The following is a 25,632-nucleotide window of genomic DNA, read 5'->3' as shown; positions in this document are numbered from 1 at the left end:
CAGTGGGGTGGGTGGTCACCAGGCGTAGTCCTCGGGGGCTGTCCGGTGGCCGGGGAAGATCTCGTCGAGGCGCGCGAGGGCCTCGGGGTCGAGGGTGATGTCGGCGGCGGCGACGGCGCTCTCGAGCTGCTCGAGCGTCCGCGGCCCGGTGATCGGACCGGTGACGGCGGGCTGGTGGAGGAGCCACGCCAGCGCCAGCTCGCCGGGCGCCTCGCCGCGCTCGCGGGCGAACGCCTCCCACTGCTCCAGCGCGGGACGGTGCTCCTCGATCGCGGCGAGGGTGCGCTCGGAGGAGCGGCGCCCGCCCTCCGCGGTCTTCTCGAGCACGCCGCCCAGCAGTCCGCCCTGCAGCGGCGACCAGGGGATGACGCCGAGCCCGTAGTGCAGCGCGGCGGGCAGGACCTCGCGCTCGACGTCGCGGACGAGCAGGTTGTAGATCGACTGCTCGGAGGCGAGGCCGGTGAAGTGGCGGGCGCGCGCCGCCTCCTGCGCCTGGGCGAGGTGCCAGCCGGCGAAGTTGCTGGAGCCGACGTAGAGGACCTTGCCCTGCTGGACGGCGACCTCCGTCGCCTGCCAGATCTCGTCCCAGGGCGTCGTCCGGTCGACGTGGTGGAACTGGTAGAGGTCGATGTGGTCCGTCTGCAGGCGGCGGAGGCTCTCGTCGAGCGCGCGGCGCAGGGTGAGCGCCGAGAGGCGGCCGCCGTTGGGCCAGGAGTCGCGGCCGCGCTCGGCTCCGGGAGCGGCGAACTCGCCCATGTCGCCGAAGACCTTGGTCGCGAGGACGGTGCGCTCGCGGCGCTCGCCGCCCTGCGCGAACCAGCGGCCCACGATCTCCTCGGTGGCGCCGCGGCCGGCCTCGCCTCCGTACACGTTGGCGGTGTCGAAGAAGTTGACGCCGAGCTCGTGCGCGCGGTCCATGATCGCGAACGAGTCGGACTCCTCGGTCTGCATGCCGAAGTTCATGGTGCCGAGGACGGTGCGGGAGACGGACAGGCCGGTGCGACCGAGGTGCGTGTACTGCATGGTCCCAGTCGACTCCGGTTCGGGCCGCGTGTCCAACAGGCGCTCGGCATGGGTGCGATCGACGGGGGAGGTCAATCGGGGGCGCGCCGTCCAGGGGCCGCCCGAGCCCCGCCTCGGTCGGGCCTGCGCGTCGGCCGGGTCCAGCGGCCTCGACCGGATCGCCCGCAGCCCGCTGGGCGCGGTGGCGCCCGGCCGCCCGGGTGCCGGGTTAGAGTCGCGGAATGGTCCGGACGACGCAGCGCCTCGTGATCGCCCTCTCCGCCGTGGTCCTGCTCGCCGGCTGCACGGCGGAGGCGACGAGCCCCGCCGCCGCACCCGCCGAGCCGACCGCCTCGACCGCCTCGACCGCACCGCCCGCCGCCGGAGCCGAGTCCACGCCGCGGCCGGTGCCGAGCGTCTCGACCACTCCCGCACCCGTCGAGGACGTCTCGGGCGAGTGCGTCGTCCAGGCGCTCGACGAGGGGACGCTCGACGGCGTCGACCTCGAGCGCGTGCGCGACCGCGGCACCCGCGTCGGCGCGACCGGGACGGCGAGCACCGCCTCCGACGGCGCCCCGGCCTCCTACCTGGTGGCAGCGGGCGACATCAGCGAGCGGATCGCGGACCGGTTCTGCATCAGCTCCGACTACCTCTCCGCGCTGAACTCGGTGCGCCGCGACGGCGTCGACATCGACAGCCTCTACGGCGGCGACACCCTCAACCTCCGCCCGACGACCGTCCTGAGCGTCGGCGACCAGAACGGCCGCGTCCTCGACAACGCCGAGCCCGACGACCTCCCCGCGCAGACCGGCTGACGCCGCTCCCGCCCGCGCCCGCCGCCACTCCTCCCGCCTCGCAGCAGCACGCGACCACCGCGGAAGGCGCGGATCCGACGGCACGTGCGCGGCGCTCAGCCCAGGACGCCGATCAGGACCGCCGACACGGCGACGGTCGCCGCGAGCCCGGTCGTCCGCGAGCGGCGGCGCGCCGGGTCCTCGAACCACGGCAGCCCGTCCCAGCGCAGCACGGCGCCGGCCGCCCCGGCCGCGGTGAGAGCCACCAGCACGGCCCAGGGGAGCAGCGTCAGCGCCGACCAGTCGACGAGCGCCCGCCCGAGCAGCAGCACGGCGACGGCCTCGACGCCGCGGGCGAGCGTCCGGACGCGGTCGCGGTCGAGGAACCCGGCCGCCCGGCGCCGAGGAATGCTCCCCAGGGCGAAGCGGCCGACGGTGAACGCGACGACGAGCAGGACGAGGATCGAGGCGATCATCACGACTCCTCCCCGGCGCGCTGCAGCAGGCGCAGGCCGAGCTCGTCGACCGAGCTCGCCGTGTCCCCGTTGACGAACACGGCCACGCCGCGCTCCCGGTCCATCGCGAGCATCGTCGAGTAGCCGGAGGTCCCTCCGTTGTGCCAGGTCACGGATCCGCCGTCCTCCGACTCCGAGGTGAACCAGCCGAGGCCGATCCGCGCCCCGTCGGCGTCGAACCGGGGATCCAGGACGCTCGCCGCGGGCACCCCCAGCGCGGGGTCGTCGGTGAGGAGGGCCTGCGCGTAGCGGGCCATGTCCGCCGCCGTGGAGCGGACGCCGCCCGCCGGCGCGTAGCCCGCCATCGTCCACGCGTCGACGGACCGCCCGCTCGCCGAGAAGCCGGTCGGCGCGTCGGCGGGGAGGGCGTCCGCGGTCTCCGGGACGGAGGTCGCGGACATCCCGAGCGGAGCGAGGACGCGCTCGCGGAGGAGGTCGGCGTAGTCGCGGCCCTCGGCGCGGGCGAGCGTCTGGCCCAACACCGCCGCACCGAGGTTCGAGTAGGCGTGCACGTGCTCGCCCTGGTCCTCCTCGGCGGCCTGCCGGAGGACGTCGTCGGCCGACCAGCCCGCGTAGGGGTCCGTGCCGCGCAGCTGGGCGAACAGCGTCGAGGCGAGGTCGCCGACACCGGTGGGGAGTCGCGGCAGGCCGGAGCGGTGGGTCGCCAGCTCCTCGAGCGTCCCGGTGAAGCCGCCGACGTCGGCGTGCTCCGCGGCGGGGTCCTCGAGCCCGACCGTCCCCTCGGAGGCGCTCCGGGCGAGGAGGAGCGCGGTCATCGTCTTCGTGACCGATCCGATCTCGACCTCGGTCCGCTCGTCGGCTCCGAGTCCGCCGTAGCGCACGCCGTCGGGCGTGATCACGGCGGCGACGAGGTGGTTCCGCGCGCCGTCTCCGACGTCGGTCCGGAGCCACTCGGCGATCTCGGCGTCGCCCGTCGCCTCGGTCGAGAGGGTGGGAGCGGAGGGGCGGAGCAGCACTCCGCCGAGCAGGACGACGGCCGCGGCGGAGGCGGCGGCGAGGGCGAGGCGGCGGCGGGTCATCGGGGTCCTCCGGAGGCGAGCAGGATCACGAGCAGGGGGACGAGCCGCTCCGGCGGAACGCCGTAGCGGCCGCGGCCGCGCGCCTCCAGCCAGCCGGCGGCGACCAGCTGGTTGACGTGGTGGTAGATCTGCCCGGTGGTGCCCGCGCCCTCGCTCTCGGCGAGCTGCGCGACGGTCTCGACTCCGCCGGCCACCGCCTGCAGGAACCGCAGACGCACGGGGCTGCCCAGCGCGGCGAGCGCGGTCGGCCCGGGGCTCGCTCCCCAGTCGCGCTCGAAGAACGCGTCGGTGCTGAGGCCGTACTGCCACTCGACGGGGCCGGCCGGAGTGGCGACCGAGCCGGCGAAGACGACTCCGCCGGGAGAGGGCAGGCGCTCGCGGAGAGCGGTCAGGGCCCAGAGCGGATCGTCGGCGGCGGGCGCGGCGGGGGTGTCGGCGCGCTCGAGGCGGTCCAGCCGCGCTCGGAGCTCGTCGACCTCGCCGGCGAGGTCTCGGGAGGAGGTCATGCTCCACTATTGTAAACATTCCGTAATCACGGAACTCCGGAGCGGAGCCGGTACCGCAGGAGTCGCGGTGGTCCAGCTCGACCACCGCGACTCCTGCGGACTCGGATCGCCCGGAGGCTCAGCCGAAGTGGCGCGGCAGCACGGCGCCGTTCACCGAGCGCAGCTCGTCCAGCGGCAGCGTGAAGAGGCCCTGCACCTCGACCGCGGGGGTCGCCGCGTCGGTCACGCCGATGCGCAGCACCGGGTAGCCCCGGCCCTCGCAGAGCCCGCGGAACTTCACGTCGTCCTCGCGCGGCACCGACACGAGCACGCGGCCGGTCGACTCCGAGAACAGCGCGGCCGTCGCGTCGACGCCGTCGCGCTCCATCAGCTCGTCGAGCCAGATGCGCGCCCCGACGCCGAAGCGCAGCGCCGACTCGGCCAGCGCCACCACGAGCCCGCCGTCGGCGAGGTCGTGAGCGGAGGCGATGAGCGACTCCTTCGCGCCCGCCGAGATCAGCTCGGCCAGCGCGCGCTCGGCGGCCAGGTCGAGCTGCGGGGGCAGCCCGCCGAGGTGGTCGTGGATGGTGCCGGCCCACGCGGAGCCGTCGAGCTCGTCGCGGGTGGTGCCGAGGAGGTAGAGGTTGTCGCCCTCGTCCTGCCAGCCGGACGGGATGCGGCGCGCGACGTCGTCGATCACGCCGAGGACGCCGACGACGGGGGTCGGGAAGATCGGCACGTCGCCGGTCTGGTTGTAGAACGAGACGTTGCCGCCGGTGACGGGGATCTCGAGCTCGAGGCAGGCGTCGGCGAGCGCGCCCACGGCCTCGCGGAACTGCCACATCACCTCGGGGTTCTCGGGGCTGCCGAAGTTGAGGCAGTCCGAGACGGCGACCGGGGTCGCTCCGGTGACGGCGACATTGCGGAACGCCTCCGCCAGCGCCAGGCGGGCGCCCTGCGCCGGGTCGAGCTGGCACCAGCGCCCGTTCGCGTCGGTCGCGACCGCGAAGCCGAGGCCCGACTCCTCGTCGACGCGGACCATGCCGCCGTCGTCGGGGTAGCTGAGCGCGGTGTTGCCGAGCACGTAGCGGTCGTACTGCGAGGTGATCCAGCTCTTGTCGGCGAGGTTCGCCGAGCCCAGGAGCGCCAGGGTCTCGGCGCGCAGTGCGTCGCCGCCGGTCGAGCGGGGCAGGCGGGAGGAGGAGTCGGCCTGCAGCGCGTCGAGCCAGGAGGGGTACTCGATCGGGCGCTCGTAGACCGGGCCGTCGACCGCGACGGTGCGCGGGTCGACGTTGACGATCTCCTCGCCGTGCCAGTTGATGATGAGGCGGCCGGAGTCGGTGACCTCGCCGAGCACGCTGGTCTCGACGTCCCACTTGCCGACGACCTCGAGGAACGCGTCGAGCTTCTCGGGCGTGACGACGGCCATCATCCGCTCCTGCGACTCCGACATGAGGATCTCCTCCGCCGTGAGCGAGGGGTCGCGCAGCAGCACCGAGTCGAGCTCGATGAACATGCCGCCGTCGCCGTTGGAGGCCAGCTCCGAGGTGGCGCACGAGATGCCCGCGGCGCCCAGGTCCTGGATGCCCTCGACGAGGTCCTTGCGGAACAGCTCGAGGCAGCACTCGATGAGCACCTTCTCGGCGAACGGGTCGCCGACCTGCACCGCGGGGCGCTTGGTCGGTCCGCCGTCGGCGAAGGTGTCGGAGGCGAGGATCGACGCGCCGCCGATGCCGTCGCCTCCGGTGCGCGCCCCGAACAGCACGACCTTGTTGCCGACGCCGCGGGCGTTCGCGAGGTGCAGGTCCTCGTGGCGGAGGACGCCGACGGCCAGCGCGTTGACGAGCGGGTTGCCCTGGTAGACCGAGTCGAAGTAGGTCTCGCCGCCGATGTTCGGCAGGCCGAGGCAGTTGCCGTAGAAGGAGATGCCGGCCACGACGCCGTGCACCACGCGCGCGGTGTCGGGGTCGTCGATCGCCCCGAAGCGCAGCGCGTCCATGACCGCGACCGGCCGGGCGCCCATCGAGATGATGTCGCGGACGATGCCGCCGACCCCCGTCGCCGCACCCTGGAAGGGCTCGATGTAGCTCGGGTGGTTGTGGCTCTCGATCTTGAAGGTGACGGCCCAGCCCTCGCCGACGTCGACCACTCCGGCGTTCTCGCCCATGCCGACCATGAGGTTCTTCTTCATGGCGGGGGAGACCTTCTGCCCGAACTGGCGGAGGTACATCTTCGACGACTTGTAGGAGCAGTGCTCGCTCCACATCACCGAGTACATCGCGAGCTCGCCGCTCGTGGGGCGGCGGCCGAGGATCTCGCGGATGCTCGCGTACTCGTCGGGCTTGAGTCCGAGGGCCGCGTAGGGCTGCTCCCGCTCGGGCGTCGCCTCCGCGTTCGCAGTGGTGTCGGGAACGGCGGTGCGGCTGTCTGCCATGTGCTGGAGGCTCCAGGGGAGGGGGACGGGATGCGCGTCGATCCTACCCGCCGCGGTCGCCGCGGCCCGGGCCCTCCGGTGGAGCGGTGCGGGCAGCGGCGCCTAGGATCGGGCGGGTGAAGCGGGCGGCTCTGATCGGGACCGTGCTGTGGGGGCTCTACCAGTGCTTCGGGAACCTCGGAGCGGCGAACATCTCGTCGGACGAGCCCGTGTACCTCGCCGCGGGCTGGGACTACCTGCACGGCGACGTGAGCGCGAACCTCGAGCATCCGCCGACGGCGAAGTACCTGATCGGGCTCGCGCAGGTGCTGCTCGGCGAGGGGCCGCTCGCGGGCAGGATCGCCGCCGGCGCGGCCGCATTCCTCACCGGGGTGGTGCTCTGGCTCTGGTTCCGGCGCGAGCTCGGCCCGACGCTCGCGCTCGTCCCGGCCGGCCTGTTCCTCCTCCTCCCGCGCACCGCCGTGGGCGCCGGCACCCGGATCGACCGCCTCGCGCTCCTGGAGCCCTTCATGGTGCTCTTCGCCGTCGCGGCGATGGCGGCGGCGTGGACCTGGTCGCGCGCCTCGCCGGGCAGGCGGAGCGGCTGGCTGATCGCGCTGGCCGGTGCGCTGCTGGCGCTGTCGGTCACCTCGAAGCTGACCACCGCGGTCCTCGCGCCCGTGCTCCTGCTGCCGCTGCTGTGGTCGGGGAGCAGGGCCCGGGCTCTGCGGGGCGGCCTCGCCCTCTCCGTCGCGTTCGTCGTCACCGGGGTGCTCGCCTACCTGCCGGTGCACCCGGTCGAGGCGATCCGGTACCTGCTCGAGTTCCAGTCCGAGCACAACGCCGACGGCCACCTGATCGAGGTCGCCGGGACCGCGTACGTCTTCCCTCCGTGGTGGGCGAACCTCTGGTTCATGGTCGTCGGCATCGGGCCGGCGGCGCTCGCCGTGCTGCTCCTCGGGACCCTGCTGGCCCTGCTCGCTCCGCGGCGCCGCGCGCTGGTGCTCTACCTGGGCGCCGCGACGCTGCTCCTCCTCGTGTTCCACCTGGCGATCAGCTCGGTCGCGCTGCCGCACTACTACGCGGCGTGGGCGTGGCTCCTCTGCGCGCTGGCGGGCATCGGCATCGCGGAGGCGCTGCGCGGCGGGATCGTGTTGCCCGCACCCCTCGCCCGCGGCGCCGGCGCGGTGCTGCTGGCCGCCTCCCTCGTGATCGCGATCGCCACCTCGGCGGGGATCGCCCAGGAGCGGCCGACCGGGATCGCGCGGGTGGCCGACGTGCTGCGCGAGCGCGGCCTCGACGGCGGACTTGTCCTCGCGCAGGGCATGTCCTCGGGCGTCTACGTGCCCTACATCGGCGACCGGGTGACGACCGATCCGTCGTCCGCCGGGATCGTCGCCATCGCGATCGAGCGGTCGGCGCGCTTCCCCGTCGATCCGCGCGTGTCCGCCTACCTCGAGTCGGCGCGGCCCGAGACGGTGCGGCTCGACGACCTCACCCTCGTGCTGGTCGACGGACCGCTGCCGTGACCGCTCACTTCGAGCGGCAGGCCCCCGGATCGACGGCGTCCGTCAGCGAGGCGGCCTGCTCGACCACGGGAGTGAGGACCGAGAGCGGGATGGCGTAGCCGACGTTGTCGACGGAGGCGGCCTTGCCGAAGACGACGCCCGACACGGTGCCCTCGAGGGAGAGCAGCGGGCCGCCCGAGTTGCCCTGGTTGACGACGGCGGCGAGGGTCAGGACCTCCCGTGAGGTCGGTGCTCCGTCGACCATCAGCGAGACCGTGGCGTCGGAGGAGATCTCGGCCGAGCCGAGGGTCAGCGGGCCCCCGAAGGGGTAGCCCGCGACCACGGCGTCGTCCCCGGCGGCGACGGCGTCGTCGAGCGGGAGCGGGGAGGCGTCGAGCCCGTCGACGGCGATCACGGCGAGGTCGGCGGCCGGGTCCAGGTAGACGACGCGGCCGGTGCGCGGGGCCTCGCCCGGCGCCTCGACGACCGGCTGCGAGACTCCGCCGACCACGTGCGCGTTGGTGATGACGCGGTCGTCCGAGACGACGAAGCCGCTGCCCGTCACTCCGACGTCGCAGGCCCAGGCCGTGCCGGAGACGCGCACGACCGAGCGGGTGGCGGCGGCGACCTCCGGGTCGTCGGTCGAGACGTCCGGGATCGCGGGCGCCTGGGTCGGTGCGTCGAGCGCCTCGACGACCCAGGACGTGCCCTCGTCGACCACGGTCGACTGCAGCTGGGCGAGGAAGGCGCGGACGGGGGAGGGGGTGAGGTCGTCGATCGTGCGGATGACCGTCGATCCGGCGACCGAGGTCGTGACGAGGGGGACGCCGAGGAGGGAGACGGCCGAGGTGACGGCGATCCAGACCAGGCCGGAGATCGCGACGCCGGCGACGCCGCCGGCGAGCCGGTCGAGCAGGCCGAGCTTCACGCGGTCGGCTCCGCGGCCGATGACCGCGCCGAGCGTCGCTCCGATCGCGTAGCCGACGCCCAGCAGCAGCACGGCGGTGCCGATCACGGCGAGCAGGCGCCACTCGCTGCCGGCCGCCCACGACGAGACGGCGGGCACGGCGAACGAGGCGCCGATCGCGCCTGCGACGATCCCGGCGAGACCGCCGAGGGTCCGGAGCAGGCCGCGCCGCAGACCGTCGACGAGCGCGCCGATGAGGCTCAGCACGACGATGACGTCGACGATCACGGATGCACCCACGCGGAACTCCTGCCGGTGTCGGGGACGGGTCCTCCAGCATGACCGACGCGGCATGCGCGGACGCCCGGAGGCGGCTGGCAGTCCGCGGCGGCCGCGGATGCGCGAGGGCGGCGGCGGCACGGGAGCCGGACACCGCCGGCCGCGCGCTGCCGCCGAGAGGGCGGTGCCCCCTGGAGGGCGGTGCCCCCTAGAAGAACGAGATGCAGTACGGCGTCGCGACCGGCGCGAACAGGCGGTCCATCCGCCCCGCCTCGCCCGTGACGCGCGCCAGCCCGGCCTTCGCCAGGATCGACGGCCGCACCGAGCCCAGCAGCAGCGAGCCCAGGTCGGCCACGTCCAGCGCGAGCTCGGCCTCGTCCCCGGTGCGCTCCACGGTGGCGGAGCCGCCCGAGGCGGTGAGGCGGTAGCGGCCGTCGGCGAGCCCGAGCCCGTCGGCCACCTCGACCACGACCGAGCCGTCAGCGGTCCACGGCCGGGCCGAGAACGCGGCGGCGACGTCGAGGATCCGCAGCCAGATCAGGTCGCCCACGTGGCTCACCTGCACCACGCGCGCGTCGCGGAGCGCCCAGGTCAGCGGATCGTCCACCGGCGCCATGTCCCAGGTCACCGCGGAGGCGAGGTCGACCGCGCCGAGGTAGCCCCAGAGCGCGAGATAGGCGTCGGCGCCGGGGGCGACGAGGTCGACGATCTCGAGGGTCTTGTCGTCCTCGGGCCCGACCGCGCGGTAGGTCACGAAGCCGTCGAGCGTCCCCTCCTCGTCGAGGTGGACGGCCGAGCGGACGTCGAGGCCGGGCGTGGTCTCGCCGGACGCGGTGCCGACGGAGTTCGCCTCGTAGCGCGACTGGCGGGTCAGCGAGCCGGGGGTCGACGCCTGGAACGCGGCGAACACCGCGGGGATGCGCGGCTGCAGCCAGCTCGTCGCGACCACCTCGACGCGGCCGGCGGGCTCGGTCTGCAGGCCGAAGCGCGGCCCGGTGTCGACGCGGATGGAGCGGGTGAAGGCCGAGCGGCCGAAGCCGAATCGGCGGTAGATGGAGGCCTCGCTCGCCGTGAGCGCGGCGACCGGGGTGCCGGCCTCCTTCGCCAGGCGCAGGTCCTCGGTGATCATCGCGCGCAGGATGCCGCGGCGCCGGTGCGTGGGCCGCACGGTCACCTGCGAGACGAGGTGCGCCGGCAGCTCGCGTCCGCCGCCGACCTGCAGGGCCCCGGGGAACGCCGCGTAGGTGCCGACCGGCACGCCCGCGCCGTCGAGTCCCTCGGGGGCGGAGGAGTCGACGACCGCGGTCAGCACGCGCTGGTCGGCGACCATGTGCTCGGCCCAGTCCCGCAGCTTCTCCGGCGTGAACTCCTTCTCGTGGAAGCCCGCGTTGATCGCGGTGGCCCACGCGGCGGTGGCGGCGTCGGGACCGCCCTCGTCGTTCAGGGCGGCGGGGAAGCGGCGGAGGTCGAGACCGGTGAGAGGCATCCGTCCAGCCTATTCACCCGGAGTGCGCGGGGGCTGAACCGGTGCGCGAACGGTCACTGCGACGGGCGCGCCCGTAACGCCGACCGCCGTCAGAGCACGGTCCACCGCTTCTCGAGCGCCGCGTCCACCGCCTCCGCGAGCTCGTCCAGCCGCCGGGAGTCGAGGCGCCCCGAGTCCGCGGCCGCCCGGATCCGCCCGCTCATCGCCGCGATCGCCGAGCGCCGCCGCGGCAGGGTCGCGGTGAACGCGCAGTCGCGCAGCAGCATCAGCAGCTCGCCCGCCCGGCCCTGCGCCTCCGCGAGGACCTCGAGCCGCCGCTCGAACGGCGACTCCGGGACCGTCACGCGCAGGAACCCGTCCGGATCCTGGAACGCCGCCGGCGGATCCGGGACCCGCGCGAGCAGCGCCAGCGCGGCGCCCAGCTCGTCCAGACCGCCCTCGTGCGCCAGCTCCCGCAGCCGCGAGTCCACGTCGTCGGCCGGCCCCGCCCCGAGCTCCACCGTCCGCAGCACGAGCGCGTCGAGCCGGCGCTCCTCCTCCTCGCCCGGGACCGACGGAGTCGCCGACCACCACGAGAGCACCGGAGTCGCGGCCACCGCGTGCTCGCCGATCCGCCGCTCCAGCGCGATCAGCAGGTCCTCCCGCGCGGCGAGCGCCACCAGCGCGTCCACGTCGATGTGGAGAAGGGTGCCCGAGGCGGGCGGCGCCACCAGCCGGCGTCCGGAGGGAGGGACGGTCTCCGCCCGCGTCCTCGCCCCGGGTCCGCGCTCGCTCGCCCGCAGGATCTCCTCCTCGAGGGTCCGCCGGGGTCGTCGTCGTCCGCTTCCGCGCGCCATGCCGTCACGCTACCGTCGGCCGCATGACCCGGTTCCTCGCCCTCCTCCGCGGAGTGAACGTCAACGGCCGCACCGTCCGCAGCGCCGAGCTCGCCGAGACGGTCGCCGGGATCGGCGTGGACCGGGTGCGGACGGTCCTCGCGAGCGGCAACGCGGCCTTCGACTCCGATCGCCCGGCCGCCGAGCTGAAGCCCGCGCTCGAGGCGGCGCTCGCCGAGCGGTTCGGCTACGACGCCTGGATCGTGCTCGTGACGCAGGAGGCGCTCGCCGCGGTGCTCGCCGCCTATCCGTTCCCGCGGATCGACGAGGAGGCGCATCCGTACGTCGTCTTCGGCTCGGACGAGGAGGCGCTCGACGCCGCGCAGGCCGCGATCGGCGAGCCGGATCCGGCGGTCGAGCTCGTCGCCCGGGGTGCCGGTGTCCTCTACTGGCGCTGCCCGCGCGGCTCCTCGACGGACACTCCGGTCGCACGGATCCTCGCCCGATCCGCCTACCGCTCGAGCACCACGACCCGGAACCTGCGCACCGTCGAGAGGCTCGCGACGGCGTGACGTCCGCGGCCGTGGCAGGGCCGTCGCCGGGCTCCGCGAGCGGCACCTCCGGGCGCCTCCGACCTCGGGAGGCGAGGAATCGGGGCTGAGAGCACGCACATTCTTTGGTTAGGCTGTCCTTAGTGCCGGTTCACTCGGACCCTGCGCCGCCTCCCGCACAGCCTCTCGAAAGGGACCCATGCCCCGCGCCACCACGCCCCTCGCCCTGCTCGCCGCCACCGCGCTGACGATCGGCCTCGCCGGCTGCAGCGGCTCGGCCGCCGGAGACGACGCCGCCGCCGACAGCGGCTTCACGCCGATCACGATCGAGCACGCTCTCGGCACCACCACCATCGAGTCGGCCCCCGAGCGCGTGGCGACCGTCAACTGGGCCAACCACGAGGTCCCGCTCGCGCTGGGTGTCGTCCCCGTGGGCATGGCCGCCGCCAACTTCGGCGACGACGACGGCGACGGGCTCCTCCCCTGGGTGAGCGAGAAGCTCGACGAGCTCGGCGCCGAGACCCCCGTCCTCTTCGACGAGACCGACGGCATCGACTTCGAGGCAGTCTCGGACACCGACCCGGACGTCATCCTCGCCGCCTACTCCGGCCTCACGCAGGAGGACTACGACACCCTGAGCGAGATCGCCCCCGTCGTCGCCTACCCCGAGACCGCCTGGGGCACCTCCTGGCGCGACATGATCACGCTGAACAGCGAGGCGATGGGCAGGGCCGACGAGGGCGCCGCCCTGATCACCGAGCTCGAGGGCGAGATCGAGGAGAAGGTCGCCGCGCACCCGCAGCTGGCCGGCACCTCCGCGATGTTCCTCACCCACGTCGACCCGACGGACCTCAGCCAGGTCAGCTTCTACACCTCGCACGACACCCGCCCCGCGTTCTTCGAGGACCTCGGCATGGCCACCCCGGGCAGCATCGCGACCGCCTCCGCCGCGACCGACAAGTTCTCGCTCACGCAGAGCGCCGAGCAGGCCGACGCCTTCAGCGACGTCGACGTGATCGTCACCTACGGCGACGACGAGCTCGTGAGCACCCTCAAGGCCGACCCGCTGCTCTCGCAGATCCCCGCGGTCGCCGACGACGCCATCGTGCGCCTGCCCTCCACGCCGCTCGGCACCGCCGCCAACCCGACGCCGCTCTCGATCTCGTGGGTCCTCGACGACTACCTGGACCTGCTCGACGAGGCCGCCGCCAAGGCCGCGCAGAGCACTCCGGCCGCCTGAGCCGGGATCCGGCCCGCGTGACCCTCGCCGCTCCTCCCGCCGCCTCGGGCGTCGCCGCCGTGCGCCGCCCGAGGCGGCTGCGCGCCCTCTGGCTGCTCGCGGCCGTGGCCGTGCTGCTCGCCGCCGCCGTGCTGTCGGTGCTGGTGGGGTCGCGGGAGGTGGCGTGGAGCGACGTGGTCGCCGCGTTCGGCGGGTCCACGGACGGGTTCGCGCAGGCCGCGGTCGCCAAGCGCATCCCGCGCACCGTGCTCGCCGCGATCGCGGGCGCGGCCCTCGGCGTCGCCGGCGTGCTGATGCAGGGGGTGACCCGCAATCCGCTGGCCGACCCCGGCATCCTCGGGGTGAACACCGGAGCCTCGCTCGCGGTCGTGACGGGCATCGTCTTCTTCGGGCTGACGAGCTCCGCCGCATACGTCTGGGTCGCGATCGGCGGGGCCGCGGTCGCCGCGGTCTTCGTCTACACGGTCGGGTCGCTCGGGCGCGGCGGCGCGACTCCGCTCAAGCTCGCCCTGGCCGGGGCCGCCACCTCGGCCGCGCTGGTCTCGGTGATCAGCGCGATCGTCCTGCCGCGCGCCGACATCGCGGGCGGCATCCGCTCCTGGCAGATCGGCGGAGTGGGCGGCGCCACGTCCGCGAGCATCGCGCAGGTGCTCCCCTTCCTCCTGGCCGGCTTCGTCCTCTGCGTGCTCTCGGCCAAGAGCCTCAACACCCTCGCGCTCGGCGACGAGCTCGCCGCGGGCCTGGGGGAGCGGGTCGCCCTCGCGCGCGGCGGGGCCGCCCTGGGCGCGGTCGTGCTCTGCGGAGCGACGACCGCGGTCACCGGGCCGATCGGCTTCGTCGGCCTGGTCGTCCCGCACGCCTGCCGCCTCCTCGTCGGCGTCGACCACCGCTGGCTGCTGCCGTTCTCGGCGGTGACCGGCGCCGTGCTCCTGATCGCCGCCGACATCGTCGGCCGCGTCGTCGCGCGCCCGAGCGAGATCGATGTGGGCATCGTCACCGCGCTGGTCGGCGCCCCGGTGTTCATCGCGATCGTCCGCCGCCAGAAGGTGCGCGAGCTGTGACCGCGCTGCTCGAGGCGCCCTCCGCCACCGCCCGCGCCGTCGCGGCCGGCCGCCGCCGCCGCGGGGCCCGCCGCCGGATCGTCGTCGCCGTGCTCGCTGTCCTGATCGCGGCCGTCCTCGCCGTCTCCCTGCTGGTCGGCCAGACCGTCTACTCGCCCGACGAGGTGCTGCGCGTGATCCTCGGCGAGCAGGTCCCCGGGGCGAGCTTCACCGTCGGGCGCCTCCGCCTCCCGCGCGCCGTCCTCGCCCTGCTGGTGGGCCTGTGCTTCGGGCTCGGCGGAGTGAGCTTCCAGACCATGCTCCGTAACCCGCTCGCCAGCCCCGACATCATCGGGATCAGCGCCGGGGCGAGCGCCGCCGCGGCCTTCGCGATCGTGACGCTCTCGCTCGGGGCCGCGCAGGTCTCGGCCCTCGCGATCGTCGCGGGACTCGTGGTCGCCCTGCTCGTCTACGCCCTGTCCTACCGCAGCGGAGTCGCCGGCACCCGGCTGATCCTGATCGGCATCGGGGTCGCCGCCATGCTCGACTCCCTCACCGCCTACGTGCTCTCGCAGGCCGCCGCGTGGGACCTGCAGGAGGCGTCCCGCTGGCTCACCGGGAGCCTCAACGGCGCGAGCTGGAGCGAGGTCGTGCCGGTCCTCGCCGCGGTCGTCGTCCTCACCCCCGTCCTGCTCTCGCGCTCGCGCGACCTCTCCGCCACGCAGCTCGGCGACGACACCGCCTCCGCGCTCGGCATCCGCGTGAACGCCACCCGCCTCGTCGTGATCGTCGCCGCGGTCGGGCTGATCGCCTTCGCGACGGCCGCCGCCGGCCCGATCGCGTTCGTGGCCTTCCTCTCCGGCCCGATCGCCGCCCGCCTGATCGGGCCCGGCGCGTCGCTCCTCATCCCCTCGGCCCTCGTCGGCGCGCTGCTCGTGCTCGTCGCCGACTTCGTCGGACAGTTCGGGCTGGGCCTGCGCTACCCGGTCGGAGTGGTCACCGGCGTCCTCGGGGCGCCGTACCTCGTCTACCTCATCGTCCGCAGCAACAGAGCGGGAGGCTCACTGTGACCACCGCGCACACCCTGACGGCCGAGGGGGTCACCCTCGGCTACGGCGACCGGACCGTCGTCGACGGCCTCGACCTCGTCGTCCCGCCCGGCCGCATCACCGCGATCGTCGGAGCGAACGCCTGCGGCAAGTCGACGCTCCTGCGCTCGATGTCGCGCCTGCTCGCGCCCCGCTCCGGCGCCGTGCTGCTCGACGGCAGGGCCGTGCACCGGACGCCGGCGAAGCAGCTCGCCCGCACGCTCGGCCTTCTCCCGCAGTCGCCGATCGCCCCGGAGGGCATCACCGTCGCGGATCTCGTCGGCCGCGGCCGCCATCCGCACCAGGGGATGCTGAGCCGCTGGAGCGCCCACGACGACGAGGCCGTCGCGACCGCGCTCGACGCGACCGACACCGCCGCCCTGGCCGACCGCTCCGTCGACGAGCTCAGCGGCGGGCAGCGCCAGCGCGTCTGGATCGCGATGGCCCTCGCGCAGGAGACCGACGTGCTGCTGCTGGACGAGCCGACCACCTTCCTCGACGTCAGCCACCAGATCGAGGTGCTCGACCTGCTCGTCGACCTCAACCGCACCCGCGGGACGACGGTGGTGATGGTCCTGCACGACCTCAACATGGCCGCCCGCTACGCCGACCACCTCGTGGCCATCGCGCACGGCGCAGTGCACGCCTCCGGCACCCCGGCCGCGGTGCTCACCGAGGAGACGGTGCTCGCCGTGTTCGGCCTCGACAGCCGCATCATCACCGACCCGACCTCGGGCACCCCGCTGATGCTCCCCCTCGGGCGGCACCGCCTCGCCCCCGAGCGGATCGACGCCCCCGGCGGCGCGCAGATGACGGACGTGTAAACGGTTCCACACGGCGGCCGGGGGGCGTATACGATACCTGCAGTCCGCGGCGGACGACCGTCATCGGCGGAACCGCCGAACGCCTGCCCCCGATCAGAGGTCCTCCCCGCCGTGACTGCATCCCCGACGCGCCCCGACGCCTCCGCCCTCCGCGGCGTCCGCGCGCTCCTGTTCGACCTCGACGGCGTGCTCACGCCGACCGCCGACGTCCACATGCAGGCCTGGTCGCGGCTGTTCACGGAGTACCTCTCCTCGCGCGGGATCGCCGAGGGCTACACCGACGCCGACTACTTCCGGTACATCGACGGACGCCCGCGGTACGACGGCGTCCGGGCGCTCCTCGCCTCGCGCGGCATCACCCTCCCCGAGGGCGCGCCCGAGGACGACCCGTCGCTCGAGACCGTCTGCGGGCTCGGCAACCGCAAGAACGACGCCTTCAACCGCACCCTCGCCGAGACCGGTGTCGCTCCCTACCCGGGCTCGCTCCGCTTCGTCGACGCCGCGATCGCCGCGGGCGTGCAGGTCGCCGTCGTCACCTCCTCCCGCAACGGCGTGCCGGTGCTCGAGGCGGCCGGCCTCCGCGACCGCTTCGAGGTCGTCGTGGACGGGCTCCTCGCCGCCGAGCGCTCGATCGCCGGCAAGCCCGCGCCCGACACCTACCTCTACGCGGCCGAGCTCCTCGGCCTCCCGGCCGCCGAGTGCGCCGTCCTCGAGGACGCGCACTCCGGAGTCGCGGCAGGCCGCGCGGGCGGCTTCGGCCTCGTCGTCGGCGTCGACCGCGGAGTCGGGGCCGACACCCTGCTCGAGCACGGCGCCGACCTGGTCGTGGACGACCTGGCCGAGCTGCTCCCCTTCCTCCCCACCGCTCCCGCCCCCGAGGACGCCGCATGAACCCCATCACCTCCGACCCGCTCGACCGGAACCGCTTCCCGATCGACGAGTGGGCCCTCGTCGAGACCGAGTTCGCCTCCGAGCTGCAGGGCCGCACCGAGACGCTCTTCGCCACCGGCAACGGCTACCTCGGCCTCCGCGGCAACGTGGAGGAGGGGCGCGACGGCTACGCCTACGGCACCTTCATCAACGGGTTCCACGAGACCTGGCCCATCCGCCACGCGGAGGAGGCGTTCGGCTTCGCCCGCGTCGGCCAGACCATCGTCAACGTGCCGGACGCCAAGATCATCCGCCTCTACGTCGACGACGAGCCCTTCGTGCTGAGCGAGGCCGACGTCCTCGCCTACTCGCGCCGCCTCGACTTCGCGAACGGCGTGCTCACCCGCGAGCTGGAGTGGCGCACCCCCTCCGGCAAGCGCGTCCTGATCCGCTCGCGCCGCCTGGTCTCCTTCACCGACCGGCACCTCGCGATCCTCGACTACGAGGTCGAGATGCTCGACCACGACGCGTCCGTGCTGATCTCGAGCCAGATCCTCAACCGCCAGGACGGCGTCGACGAGTACCACGCCCCCTCCGGCAGCGAGGGCGCCGGCTTCGACCCGCGCAAGGCGGAGTCGTTCGAGGACCGCGTGCTCCAGCCGCGCCTCAAGCGCGTCAGCGGCACCCGCTACCTCCTCGGCTACCGCACCACCAACTCCCAGATGACCGTCGCCTGCGGCGCCGAGCACCAGCTCGAGACCGAGAACGAGTGGGACCAGACCTCCCAGATCGACGACGACCTCGCCAAGCACGTCTACCGCGTGAAGGCCAAGGCCGGCCGGCCGGTCCGCCTGGTCAAGACGCTGACCTACCACACCTCCCGCGGCGTGCCCGTGCGCGAGCTCGCCGACCGCTGCGACCGCACGCTCGACCGCGCCCGCGAGACGCCGGTCGAGGAGCAGTTCGTCAAGCAGCGCGAGTGGCTGGACGACTTCTGGACCCGCTCCGACGTGCAGCTGGACGGCCAGCCCGCGATCCAGCAGGCCACCCGCTGGAACCTCTTCCAGCTCGCCCAGTCCACCGCCCGCACCGACGGCGGCGGAGTCGCGGCCAAGGGCGTTTCGGGCTCCGGCTACGGCGGCCACTACTTCTGGGACACCGAGGTCTACGTCCTCCCGTTCCTCAGCTACACGGCGCCCCTCGTCGCCCGGAACGCCCTGCGCTTCCGGCAGAACATGCTCGAGGCCGCCCGGGCGCGCGCCTCCGAGCTCAACCAGCGCGGCGCGCTCTTCCCCTGGCGCACCATCAACGGTCAGGAGTCGTCGGCGTACTACGCCGCCGGCACCGCTCAGTACCACATCGACGCCGACATCTCCTACGCGCTCATGCAGTACGTGGGTGCCACGGGCGACGACGACTTCCTCGCCCGCGGAGCGATCGACATCCTCGTCGAGACCGCGCGGATGTGGGCCGATCTGGGCTTCTGGCGCAGCAACGGCGACGATCACTTCCACATCCACGGAGTGACGGGGCCGGACGAGTACACGACCGTCGTCAACGACAACCTGTACACGAACGTCATGGCCCGGGCGAACCTCCGCTCGGCCGCCCGCGCCGTCGAGCTGCTGAAGGCCGTCGAGCCCGCCGCGTACGAGCGGATGGCCGACCGCCTCGCTCTCGACGAGGGCGAGGTGCTCGAGTGGGCGCGCGCCGCCGAGAAGATGCACATCCCCTTCGACGCGCGGGCGGGCATCCACCCGCAGGACGCGGCCTTCCTCGAGAAGGAGCTGTGGGACCTCGAGAACACCCCCGCGAGCAAGCGCCCGCTGCTGCTGCACTTCCACCCGCTGGTGATCTACCGCTTCCAGGTGCTCAAGCAGGCCGACGTCGTGCTCGCGCTGCTGCTGCAGGGCAACGAGTTCACCGCCGAGCAGAAGCGTGCCGACTTCGAGTACTACGACGCGCTGACCACCGGCGACTCGACCCTCTCGGCCGTCGTGCAGTCGATCATCGCCGCCGAGGTCGGCTACAGCGACCTGGCCCGCCACTACTTCCTGTCGGCGCTGTTCGTCGACCTCGCCGACCTGCACCGCAACACCGCGGACGGCATCCACGTCGCCTCGACGGGCGGCGTCTGGAGCGCCCTCGTCTACGGCTTCGGCGGGATGCGCGACCACGGCGGCCGGATCACGCTCGATCCGCGCCTTCCCGACGACTGGGACCGCCTCGCCTTCCGCATCACCCTCCACGGCACGCGCGTGCGCGTCGAGGTGACGCAGACCGAGGTCCTGCTGACGGTCGAGACCGGCGACTCCGCCGCGATCACCGTCCGCGACGAGCGCGTGCACGTCGCCGCCGGCAGCCCCGTGCGCGTCCCGCTCACGCACCAGGGCCGCCGCCTGCACGGCGCGCCGACCACGTCCGACATCGAGGGCACCCGCCGCTCCGACGGCACCGTGATCACCGCCTCGATCCCCACCATCTCGATGACCCCCGAGCCCGAGGTCCTGACCGGGCCCTGAGCGGCGCCGCGAACATCGCCCATCACGCACGAGACCCCCGGCCGGAACCGGGGGTCTCGTGCGTCGCGGGCGGGCGGAGCCGGCCGGATCGGATGCGTCAGGCGGAGGCGAGCAGCGAGCGCAGCGCTGACGTGAAGAACGTCAGCCCGTCCACACCCGAGCGCATCGCGGCGGCCGTGTCGGGCCCGAAGCCCTCCTCGACGGCGTGCTCCGGGTGCGGCATGAGCCCCACCACATTGCCGCGGCGGTTGCTGATGCCGGCGATGTCGTTCATGGAGCCGTTCGGGTTGTGGCCGAGGTAGCGGACGACGACGCGTCCCTCCGCCTCGAGCTCGACCAGCGTGTCGGCCGAGGCGATATAGCCGCCCTCGCCGTTCTTCAGCGGGATCGTGATCTCCTGGCCGGGCTCGAAGCCGTTCGTCCAGGCGGTCTCGGTGCTCGCGACCATCAGGCGCTGGTCGCGGCAGACGAAGGATCCGATGTCGTTCGCGATCAGGCCGCCGGGCAGCAGGTGCGCCTCGGTGAGCATCTGGAAGCCGTTGCAGATGCCGAGGACCGGGGTCCCGGCGTTCGCCGCGTCGACGACCTCGCGCATGATCGGGGAGTGGGAGGCGATGGCGCCGCAGCGCAGGTAGTCGCCGTAGGAGAAGCCGCCGGGCAGGACGATCGCGTCGACGCCGTCGAGGTCGTGGTCGCCGTGCCACAGCGCGACCGGCTCCGCACCCGCGAACCGGACGGCGCGCTGGGCGTCGCGGTCGTCGAGCGAGCCGGGGAAGGTGATGACGCCGATCCTCATCGGGCGGCCTCCGCCGGGTAGTGGATCCCGACGACGTCCTCGATCACCGAGTTCGAGAGCATCTCGTCGGCGATGCGCTGCACCGAGGCGCGCACCTCGTCGGTCACCTCGTCGACGGTGATCTCGAAGCGCTTGCCCACCCGCACGCCGTGGAGGGCGGAGTGGCCCAGCCGCGCGAGCGCGCCGGCGACGGCCTTCCCCTGCGGGTCGAGCAGCTCGGCCTTGGGCATGACTTCAACGACGATCGTGGGCACCGTGTTCTCCGGAGTCTCGGGGGAGTGCGGTCTTCCGCGCGACCATCGTACCCGCGGGGGTCCCCGCGGTCGGCGGCGCTCAGAAGGTCGTGACGCGGATCGCGTTCGCCCAGGGGTCCTCGAAGGCGAGGGTGCGGCCGTCGTCGCGGGTGGCGACTCCGGAGCGGGCCAGCCGCTCGCCGAGCGCGCCGAGGTCGTCGGCGCCGGGCACCACGATCTCGACCTGTCCGAGGCCGAGGGCCTGCTGCCGACGTCCGGCGCCCGCCGAGTTCCAGGTGTTCATCGCCATGTGGTGGTGGTAGCCGCCCGCCGAGACGAAGAGCGCCTGCCCGCCGTACGCGATCGTCGTCTCGAAGCCGAGCCGGTCGACGTAGAACTCCTTCGCGGTGGCGACGTCGCCCACGCTCAGGTGCACGTGGCCGACGGAGGCGCCGCCGAGGCGCGGCTGCGCGATCGACTCCTCGGTGAGGTGCTCCTGCAGGAACGCGTTCGGGTCGAGGAAGAGCGTGCTCATCTCGATCCGCCCGTGCGTCCACGACCACTGCGTGCGGTCGCGGTCCCAGTAGAGCTCGACGCCGTTGTGCTCGGGGTCGTCGAAGTAGAAGGCCTTGCTGACCAGGTGGTCGGAGCTGCCGGTGAACGAGCCGGGGTGCCGGGTCGCGACGCTGTACACGGCCGCGGCGAGCGCCGCCTCCGATTCGAAGAGGATCGCCGTGTGGAAGAGGCCGGCGCTGCGCGGCGAGGCGTGCACCAGCTCGGGCGCGTGCTGGAGGATCACGGCCGGCACTCCGCCGCGGCCGAGCACCGCGACCGGTCCGTCGTGCGAGAGCAGCTCGAGCGTCACGGCGTCGCGGTAGTAGGCGATCATCCCGTCGAGGTCGGCGACGCGGAGGGTCACCGCGCCCATCGCGGTGTCGGGAGCGAGCAGGTCGGGGGAGGAGGTGGTCACGGCGGAGACGCTACCCGCTTTTAGTTGAAGCTACAACCATTCGGAGGGGCGAGCGCTCAAAGGAACCGCATAAGCAGCGTCCAGGCTGCGCGGGGAGGCCGGGCGTGGAATGGGAACCGGTCGCCGTCAGGGGCGGCCCCGGCACGAGGACGACACCATGAACGAGCGACACGAATCCGACGAGCGAGAGCTCACCGACCAGCCCGCCATCACCGAGGCGACGGGCGCCGACGAGGTGCGCGCGCTGCGCGCGGACGACCGTCGTCGTCGTCGTCGGGCGCTGATCGCCGGCGGCCTCGGCCTCGCCGTGCTGATCGGAGTGACAGCAGGCGGAGTCGCCACCGCCGGCCGCACCGAGGCGGCCTCCTCCGCCTCGGCCGGCGCCGCCACGATCGTCTACCCCGGCGGCTCGCGGGGATCCTTCGGCGGCGGGTACGTGATCGTCCCCTCCTGGGGCGGATCGACGCAGGGCGGATCGACGCAGGGCGGCTCCTCCGCCGCCGAGCCGGCCACCGGCGCGACCGACGCCGTGGCCGCGAGCACCGCGCAGACCGCCGGCGTCGTCACGATCACCTCCGAGCTCACCTACCAGGGCGCCCGCTCGGCCGGCACCGGCATGATCCTCACCTCCGACGGCATGATCCTCACCAACAACCACGTCGTCGAGGGCGCCACCGCGATCTCGGTCACGGTGGAGTCGACGGGCCGCAGCTACACCGCCCGCGTCGTCGGCACCGACGCGACGAACGACGTCGCCGTCCTGCAGCTGGAGGACGCCTCCGGCCTCACCCCCGCCTCGCTCGACACGGACGGGGTCGCTGTGGGCGACACCGTGACCGCCGTCGGCAACGCGGGAGGGACGGGCGACCTGGTCGCCGCCACCGGCACGGTCACCGGTCTCGATCAGCAGATCACGACCCGCTCCGAGTCGGGGATCTCCGCCGAGACGCTGACCGGGCTGATCCAGACGGACGCAGACATCGTCTCCGGCGACTCCGGCGGCCCGCTCGTCGACTCCGCCGGCCGCGTCGTGGGGATGGACACCGCCGCCTCCAGCGGGACGGCCGACATCACCGGCTTCGCGATCCCGATCTCGAAGGCCCTGGACATCGTCGCCACCATCGAGGCGGGCGCCGACACGGCCACCGTCGAGATCGGCTACCCGGCCTTCCTCGGCGTCTCCCTCTCCTCCGGCACCGCGTCGCCGACTTCGCGCGCGCTCGCGACCACCGCGTCCGGCGCCGTGATCGGCGGAGTCGTCGAGGGCGGGCCGGCCGCGCAGGCGGGCCTCGAGGCGGGGGACGTCGTCACCGCGGTCGACGGGGTCGCCGTCGCCTCGGCCGACCAGCTGTCCGCCTCGCTCGCGCAGCGCGAGCCCGGGGAGTCGGTGACGATCTCGTGGACCGACTCCGCGGGCGCCGCCCGCTCCGCCCAGGTCGTGCTGGTCGAGGGTCCGGTCGCCTGATCGGAGCCTCCGCGTGGCCGCCGGAGCGTTCCCGGCCGTTCACCCGGACGAGCGCGCCACGCCGCCCGTTGTTTTGATCCGCTCAAGACAACTCGGGTAGTGTCCTCGGCATGACGACAGTGGACGAGCGGCTCCGAGCCTCCGGGCTCAAGGTCACCGCCACCCGGCGCGCGGTGCTCCTCGCTCTCGAGGAGCACCCGCACTCCGGGGTCGACGCGGTCCTGGCCCGAGTGCGCGAGGGCCTCCCCGAGGCCTCGGCGCAGGCCGTCTACGGAGTGCTCTCGGCGTTCACCGACGCCGGGATCGTCCGCCGCATCGAGCCGGAGGGCCACCCCCGCCGGTTCGAGCTGCGGGTCGGCGACAACCACCACCACGTGGTGTGCCGGCGCTGCGGGGCCGTGGCCGACGTCGACTGCGTCGTCGGGGAGGCGCCGTGCCTGCATCCGCAGACCGCGAGCGGCTTCGCCGTGGACACCGCCGACGTCACGTTCTGGGGCACCTGCCCCGACTGCCTGGCCCTGGCCCACTGACCGACATCCGCTACACCGCAGCGGCGGGCCCCGCGCCCCTCGCCGACAGGAGGAACATGACCGAGGAACGATTCACCACCACGAACTCCGGAGCACCGGTCGCGAGCGACGACCACTCGCTGAGCGTCGGAGCCGACGGACCCCTCGCGCTCCACGACCACTACCTCGTCGACAAGCTGGCCCAGTTCAACCGCGAGCGCATCCCGGAGCGGGTCGTCCACGCCAAGGGCGGCGGAGCCTTCGGACGCTTCACCACCACCGCCGACGTCAGCGCCTACACGCGTGCCGCGCTCTTCCAGCCCGGAGTCGAGACCGAGATGCTCGCGCGGTTCTCCACGGTCGCCGGCGAGCAGGGCTCGCCCGACACCTGGCGCGACCCCCGCGGCTTCGCGCTGAAGTTCTACACGAGCGAGGGCAACTACGACCTCGTCGGCAACAACACCCCCGTCTTCTTCATCCGCGACGGCATCAAGTTCCCCGACTTCATCCGCTCGCAGAAGCGCCTGCCCGGCAGCCACCTGCGCGACCACGACATGCAGTGGGACTTCTGGACCCTCTCGCCCGAGTCGGCCCACCAGGTCACATGGCTCATGGGCGACCGCGGCCTCCCCTCCTCGTGGCGGCACATGGACGGCTTCGGCTCGCACACCTACCAGTGGATCAACGCCGCCGGCGAGCGCTTCTGGGTCAAGTACCACTTCAAGACCGATCAGGGCGTCGAGATCCTGAGCCAGGAGCAGGCCGACCAGATCGCCGGTGAGGACGCGGACTTCCACATCCGCGACCTGTCCTCCGCCATCGACCGCGGCGACTTCCCCTCGTGGACGCTGTCCGTGCAGGTCATGCCGTACGAGGACGCGAAGAGCTACCGGTTCAACCCGTTCGACCTCACCAAGGTCTGGCCCCACGCGGACTACCCGCTGATCCAGGTCGGCACCATGACGCTCGACAGGAACCCCGAGAACTACTTCGCGCAGATCGAGCAGGCGGCGTTCGCCCCCTCGAACTTCGTGCCCGGGATCGCGGCAAGCCCCGACAAGATGCTCCTCGCGCGCATCTTCAGCTACGCCGACGCGCACCGCTACCGCGTGGGGACCAACCACGCGCAGCTGCCGGTGAACGCGCCGAAGTCGCCCGTGCACTCGTACTCGAAGGACGGCCCCATGCGGTTCGACTTCCAGAAGTCCGAGGTGCCCGTCTACGCGCCGAACACGATGGGCGGCGCCCACGCCGATCCCGCCCGGGCGGCGGAGTCGGCCGGCTGGGAGACCGACGGCGAGCTGACGCGCGCCGCGGCGACCCTCCACCCGGAGGACGACGACTTCGGTCAGGCGGGGACGCTCTACCGTGAGGTCCTCGACGACGACGCGCGCGCCCGCCTGGTCGCGAACATCGCCGGCCACGTGTCGAAGGTCACCCGTCCGGAGCTGCGGCAGCGCGTGCTCCAGTACTGGGCGAACGTCGACTCGTCGCTCTCGCAGCGCGTCGCCGAGGCGCTCGAGCCCTCGGCTCCCGGTGCGGACGTCTCCCCCGAGGCGGTCGGCATCGGGGCGTAGTCCCGGCAACCCCTCGAGGAGCGCGCGGTACCGGAGCGATCCGGGCCGCGCGCTCCTCGTCGTTTCCAGGAAGGGTCCTTCCACTCGGTGTAGTCGGATCCCGCGCGCGGGTGCCCGCCTCGGTCCGATGCAGCCGGCTCGGACCCCGGATCCGCCCGCGGAACCGGGCGCCGACGGGGAGGACCCCCGATCCCGACACGCCCGGGATGTGCGATTTCGGCCCGTCGTTTGACAGCACCGCGATCGCTGCGTAACTTATTCCGAGTCGCCACAAAGGCCGCAGGGAAACGGAAAGAGCAGCAGCTCCTACGTCCCGGCCTCAATCGGGACCATCCACTCGGCAAGACAGCTTTTCGGAGCAAGTCTGCCGCACGGATGTAAAGCCTTCGCAGGATCCCTCGGATCCAGCAACTTCGCCGCCCGGCGCAGGACTCAGGTCCTGAACCGAGCAACGTCGGAGCGCTTACGAGCGTGACGACATCGCGAAGAAGCCGGATTTGACACGGCCTGCGGATGTGCTAACTTATACAAGTTGCCACGGCGACAGGGGAAAGAAACTTCTCCTAGTCTACCGAGAAGACGCGTATGACGCAAGCAACAAATTCTTCGATCACTTTCGTTGTGAAGCACCGTTCTGGTGTGGAGGCGGGATGTGTCCGATTCTTGAGAACTCAACAGCGTGCACTATGTTCAATGCCAATTT

At 73.2% G+C, this 25,632-nt stretch carries 23 protein-coding genes; 12 read left to right on the top strand and 11 right to left on the bottom strand.

Annotated features, from left to right (window positions below):
- Positions 1-15: 15 nt before the first annotated feature.
- Positions 16-1,023: an aldo/keto reductase gene (locus tag C5C44_RS08840; protein WP_104335704.1), complete on the bottom strand. Its 1,008-nt coding sequence runs from the start codon at positions 1,021-1,023 to the stop codon at positions 16-18.
- Positions 1,024-1,244: 221 nt separating this feature from the next.
- Between C5C44_RS08840 and C5C44_RS08835 the strand changes: the two genes are divergently transcribed.
- Complete coding sequence (locus C5C44_RS08835) at positions 1,245-1,817, top strand: hypothetical protein (protein WP_104247469.1); 573 nt, start codon at positions 1,245-1,247, stop codon at positions 1,815-1,817.
- Between the two features lie 95 nt (positions 1,818-1,912).
- Here the strand turns inward: C5C44_RS08835 and C5C44_RS08830 are convergent, their stop codons facing one another.
- The 4 genes from C5C44_RS08830 to purL all read right to left on the bottom strand — a co-directional run bounded on the left by C5C44_RS08830 (position 1,913) and on the right by purL (position 6,270).
- A complete protein-coding gene (locus C5C44_RS08830) occupies positions 1,913-2,272 on the bottom strand; it encodes a hypothetical protein (RefSeq protein WP_104234265.1) in 360 nt (119 codons plus the stop codon).
- A complete protein-coding gene (locus C5C44_RS08825; protein WP_104335703.1) occupies positions 2,272-3,351 on the bottom strand; it encodes a serine hydrolase in 1,080 nt (359 codons plus the stop codon). The genes C5C44_RS08830 and C5C44_RS08825 overlap by 1 nt, the downstream gene beginning before the upstream one ends.
- Positions 3,348-3,857 (bottom strand): helix-turn-helix transcriptional regulator, encoded by a 510-nt coding sequence (locus C5C44_RS08820; protein ID WP_104222749.1) that lies wholly within the window; start codon positions 3,855-3,857, stop codon positions 3,348-3,350. The genes C5C44_RS08825 and C5C44_RS08820 overlap by 4 nt, the downstream gene beginning before the upstream one ends.
- A gap of 118 nt (positions 3,858-3,975) precedes the next feature.
- Positions 3,976-6,270, bottom strand: coding sequence for a phosphoribosylformylglycinamidine synthase subunit PurL (gene purL / locus C5C44_RS08815; RefSeq protein ID WP_104234263.1), 2,295 nt, complete (start codon positions 6,268-6,270; stop codon positions 3,976-3,978).
- 116 nt (positions 6,271-6,386) lie between these two features.
- On the opposite strand from purL, the gene C5C44_RS08810 reads away from it, so the two are divergent.
- Positions 6,387-7,778 (top strand): glycosyltransferase family 39 protein, encoded by a 1,392-nt coding sequence (locus tag C5C44_RS08810; RefSeq protein ID WP_181132774.1) that lies wholly within the window; start codon positions 6,387-6,389, stop codon positions 7,776-7,778.
- 4 nt (positions 7,779-7,782) lie between these two features.
- Here C5C44_RS08810 and C5C44_RS08805 read toward each other — a convergent pair whose 3' ends face one another.
- The 3 genes from C5C44_RS08805 to C5C44_RS08795 all read right to left on the bottom strand — a co-directional run bounded on the left by C5C44_RS08805 (position 7,783) and on the right by C5C44_RS08795 (position 11,265).
- Positions 7,783-8,964: a MarP family serine protease gene (locus tag C5C44_RS08805; protein WP_258060556.1), complete on the bottom strand. Its 1,182-nt coding sequence runs from the start codon at positions 8,962-8,964 to the stop codon at positions 7,783-7,785.
- A 187-nt stretch (positions 8,965-9,151) separates the two neighbouring features.
- Positions 9,152-10,429: a GNAT family N-acetyltransferase gene (locus tag C5C44_RS08800; protein ID WP_104335700.1), complete on the bottom strand. Its 1,278-nt coding sequence runs from the start codon at positions 10,427-10,429 to the stop codon at positions 9,152-9,154.
- Positions 10,430-10,518: 89 nt separating this feature from the next.
- Positions 10,519-11,265: a DUF2254 family protein gene (locus C5C44_RS08795; RefSeq protein ID WP_104335699.1), complete on the bottom strand. Its 747-nt coding sequence runs from the start codon at positions 11,263-11,265 to the stop codon at positions 10,519-10,521.
- A gap of 23 nt (positions 11,266-11,288) precedes the next feature.
- Between C5C44_RS08795 and C5C44_RS08790 the strand changes: the two genes are divergently transcribed.
- From C5C44_RS08790 to C5C44_RS08760, 7 genes are all read left to right on the top strand, one after another.
- Positions 11,289-11,816 (top strand): DUF1697 domain-containing protein, encoded by a 528-nt coding sequence (locus C5C44_RS08790; RefSeq protein WP_104247463.1) that lies wholly within the window; start codon positions 11,289-11,291, stop codon positions 11,814-11,816.
- A gap of 178 nt (positions 11,817-11,994) precedes the next feature.
- Positions 11,995-13,035 carry an iron-siderophore ABC transporter substrate-binding protein gene (locus C5C44_RS08785; protein ID WP_104222743.1) on the top strand — a complete coding sequence of 347 codons (1,041 nt, stop codon included), beginning with the start codon at positions 11,995-11,997 and terminating at the stop codon, positions 13,033-13,035.
- 17 nt (positions 13,036-13,052) lie between these two features.
- The gene (locus C5C44_RS08780) at positions 13,053-14,096 is read left to right on the top strand and encodes an iron ABC transporter permease (RefSeq protein WP_104335698.1); all 1,044 of its coding nucleotides are present in this window, start codon (positions 13,053-13,055) and stop codon (positions 14,094-14,096) included.
- A complete protein-coding gene (locus C5C44_RS08775) occupies positions 14,093-15,145 on the top strand; it encodes an iron ABC transporter permease (protein ID WP_258060555.1) in 1,053 nt (350 codons plus the stop codon). The genes C5C44_RS08780 and C5C44_RS08775 overlap by 4 nt, the downstream gene beginning before the upstream one ends.
- Positions 15,142-15,987, top strand: coding sequence for an ABC transporter ATP-binding protein (locus tag C5C44_RS08770; protein WP_104222740.1), 846 nt, complete (start codon positions 15,142-15,144; stop codon positions 15,985-15,987). Before C5C44_RS08775 ends, C5C44_RS08770 begins: the two co-directional genes overlap by 4 nt.
- A gap of 111 nt (positions 15,988-16,098) precedes the next feature.
- Complete coding sequence (locus C5C44_RS08765) at positions 16,099-16,878, top strand: HAD family phosphatase (RefSeq protein WP_104222739.1); 780 nt, start codon at positions 16,099-16,101, stop codon at positions 16,876-16,878.
- Positions 16,875-19,379: a glycoside hydrolase family 65 protein gene (locus C5C44_RS08760; RefSeq protein ID WP_104222738.1), complete on the top strand. Its 2,505-nt coding sequence runs from the start codon at positions 16,875-16,877 to the stop codon at positions 19,377-19,379. Before C5C44_RS08765 ends, C5C44_RS08760 begins: the two co-directional genes overlap by 4 nt.
- Before the next feature lie 97 nt (positions 19,380-19,476).
- On the opposite strand, the gene purQ is transcribed toward C5C44_RS08760, so the two are convergent.
- The 3 genes from purQ to C5C44_RS08745 form a co-directional block, all read right to left on the bottom strand.
- Positions 19,477-20,175, bottom strand: coding sequence for a phosphoribosylformylglycinamidine synthase subunit PurQ (purQ, locus tag C5C44_RS08755; RefSeq protein WP_104335697.1), 699 nt, complete (start codon positions 20,173-20,175; stop codon positions 19,477-19,479).
- Positions 20,172-20,429, bottom strand: a complete 258-nt coding sequence (purS, locus tag C5C44_RS08750) for a phosphoribosylformylglycinamidine synthase subunit PurS (RefSeq protein WP_104222736.1) — start codon at positions 20,427-20,429, stop codon at positions 20,172-20,174. The genes purQ and purS overlap by 4 nt, the downstream gene beginning before the upstream one ends.
- Positions 20,430-20,508: 79 nt before the next feature.
- The gene (locus C5C44_RS08745) at positions 20,509-21,336 is read right to left on the bottom strand and encodes a VOC family protein (protein ID WP_104247499.1); all 828 of its coding nucleotides are present in this window, start codon (positions 21,334-21,336) and stop codon (positions 20,509-20,511) included.
- A 199-nt stretch (positions 21,337-21,535) separates the two neighbouring features.
- Here C5C44_RS08745 and C5C44_RS17215 point away from each other — a divergent pair, with 199 nt between their 5' ends.
- The 3 genes from C5C44_RS17215 to C5C44_RS08730 all read left to right on the top strand — a co-directional run bounded on the left by C5C44_RS17215 (position 21,536) and on the right by C5C44_RS08730 (position 24,929).
- Positions 21,536-22,843, top strand: a complete 1,308-nt coding sequence (locus C5C44_RS17215; protein WP_219827843.1) for a S1C family serine protease — start codon at positions 21,536-21,538, stop codon at positions 22,841-22,843.
- Between the two features lie 110 nt (positions 22,844-22,953).
- Positions 22,954-23,373, top strand: coding sequence for a Fur family transcriptional regulator (locus C5C44_RS08735; RefSeq protein ID WP_104222735.1), 420 nt, complete (start codon positions 22,954-22,956; stop codon positions 23,371-23,373).
- Between the two features lie 56 nt (positions 23,374-23,429).
- Entirely contained in the window at positions 23,430-24,929 is a 1,500-nt protein-coding gene (locus tag C5C44_RS08730; RefSeq protein WP_104335696.1) for a catalase, read from the top strand.
- The last annotated feature ends 703 nt before the right edge of the window (positions 24,930-25,632 follow it).

The sequence above is a fragment of the Rathayibacter sp. AY1F6 genome, assembly GCF_002932035.1.
In the GTDB taxonomy this organism is placed as follows: Bacteria; Actinomycetota; Actinomycetes; order Actinomycetales; family Microbacteriaceae; genus Rathayibacter.
Note: the sequence above shows the minus strand (reverse complement) of the source record. Positions and strands in the feature narration are given on the sequence as shown.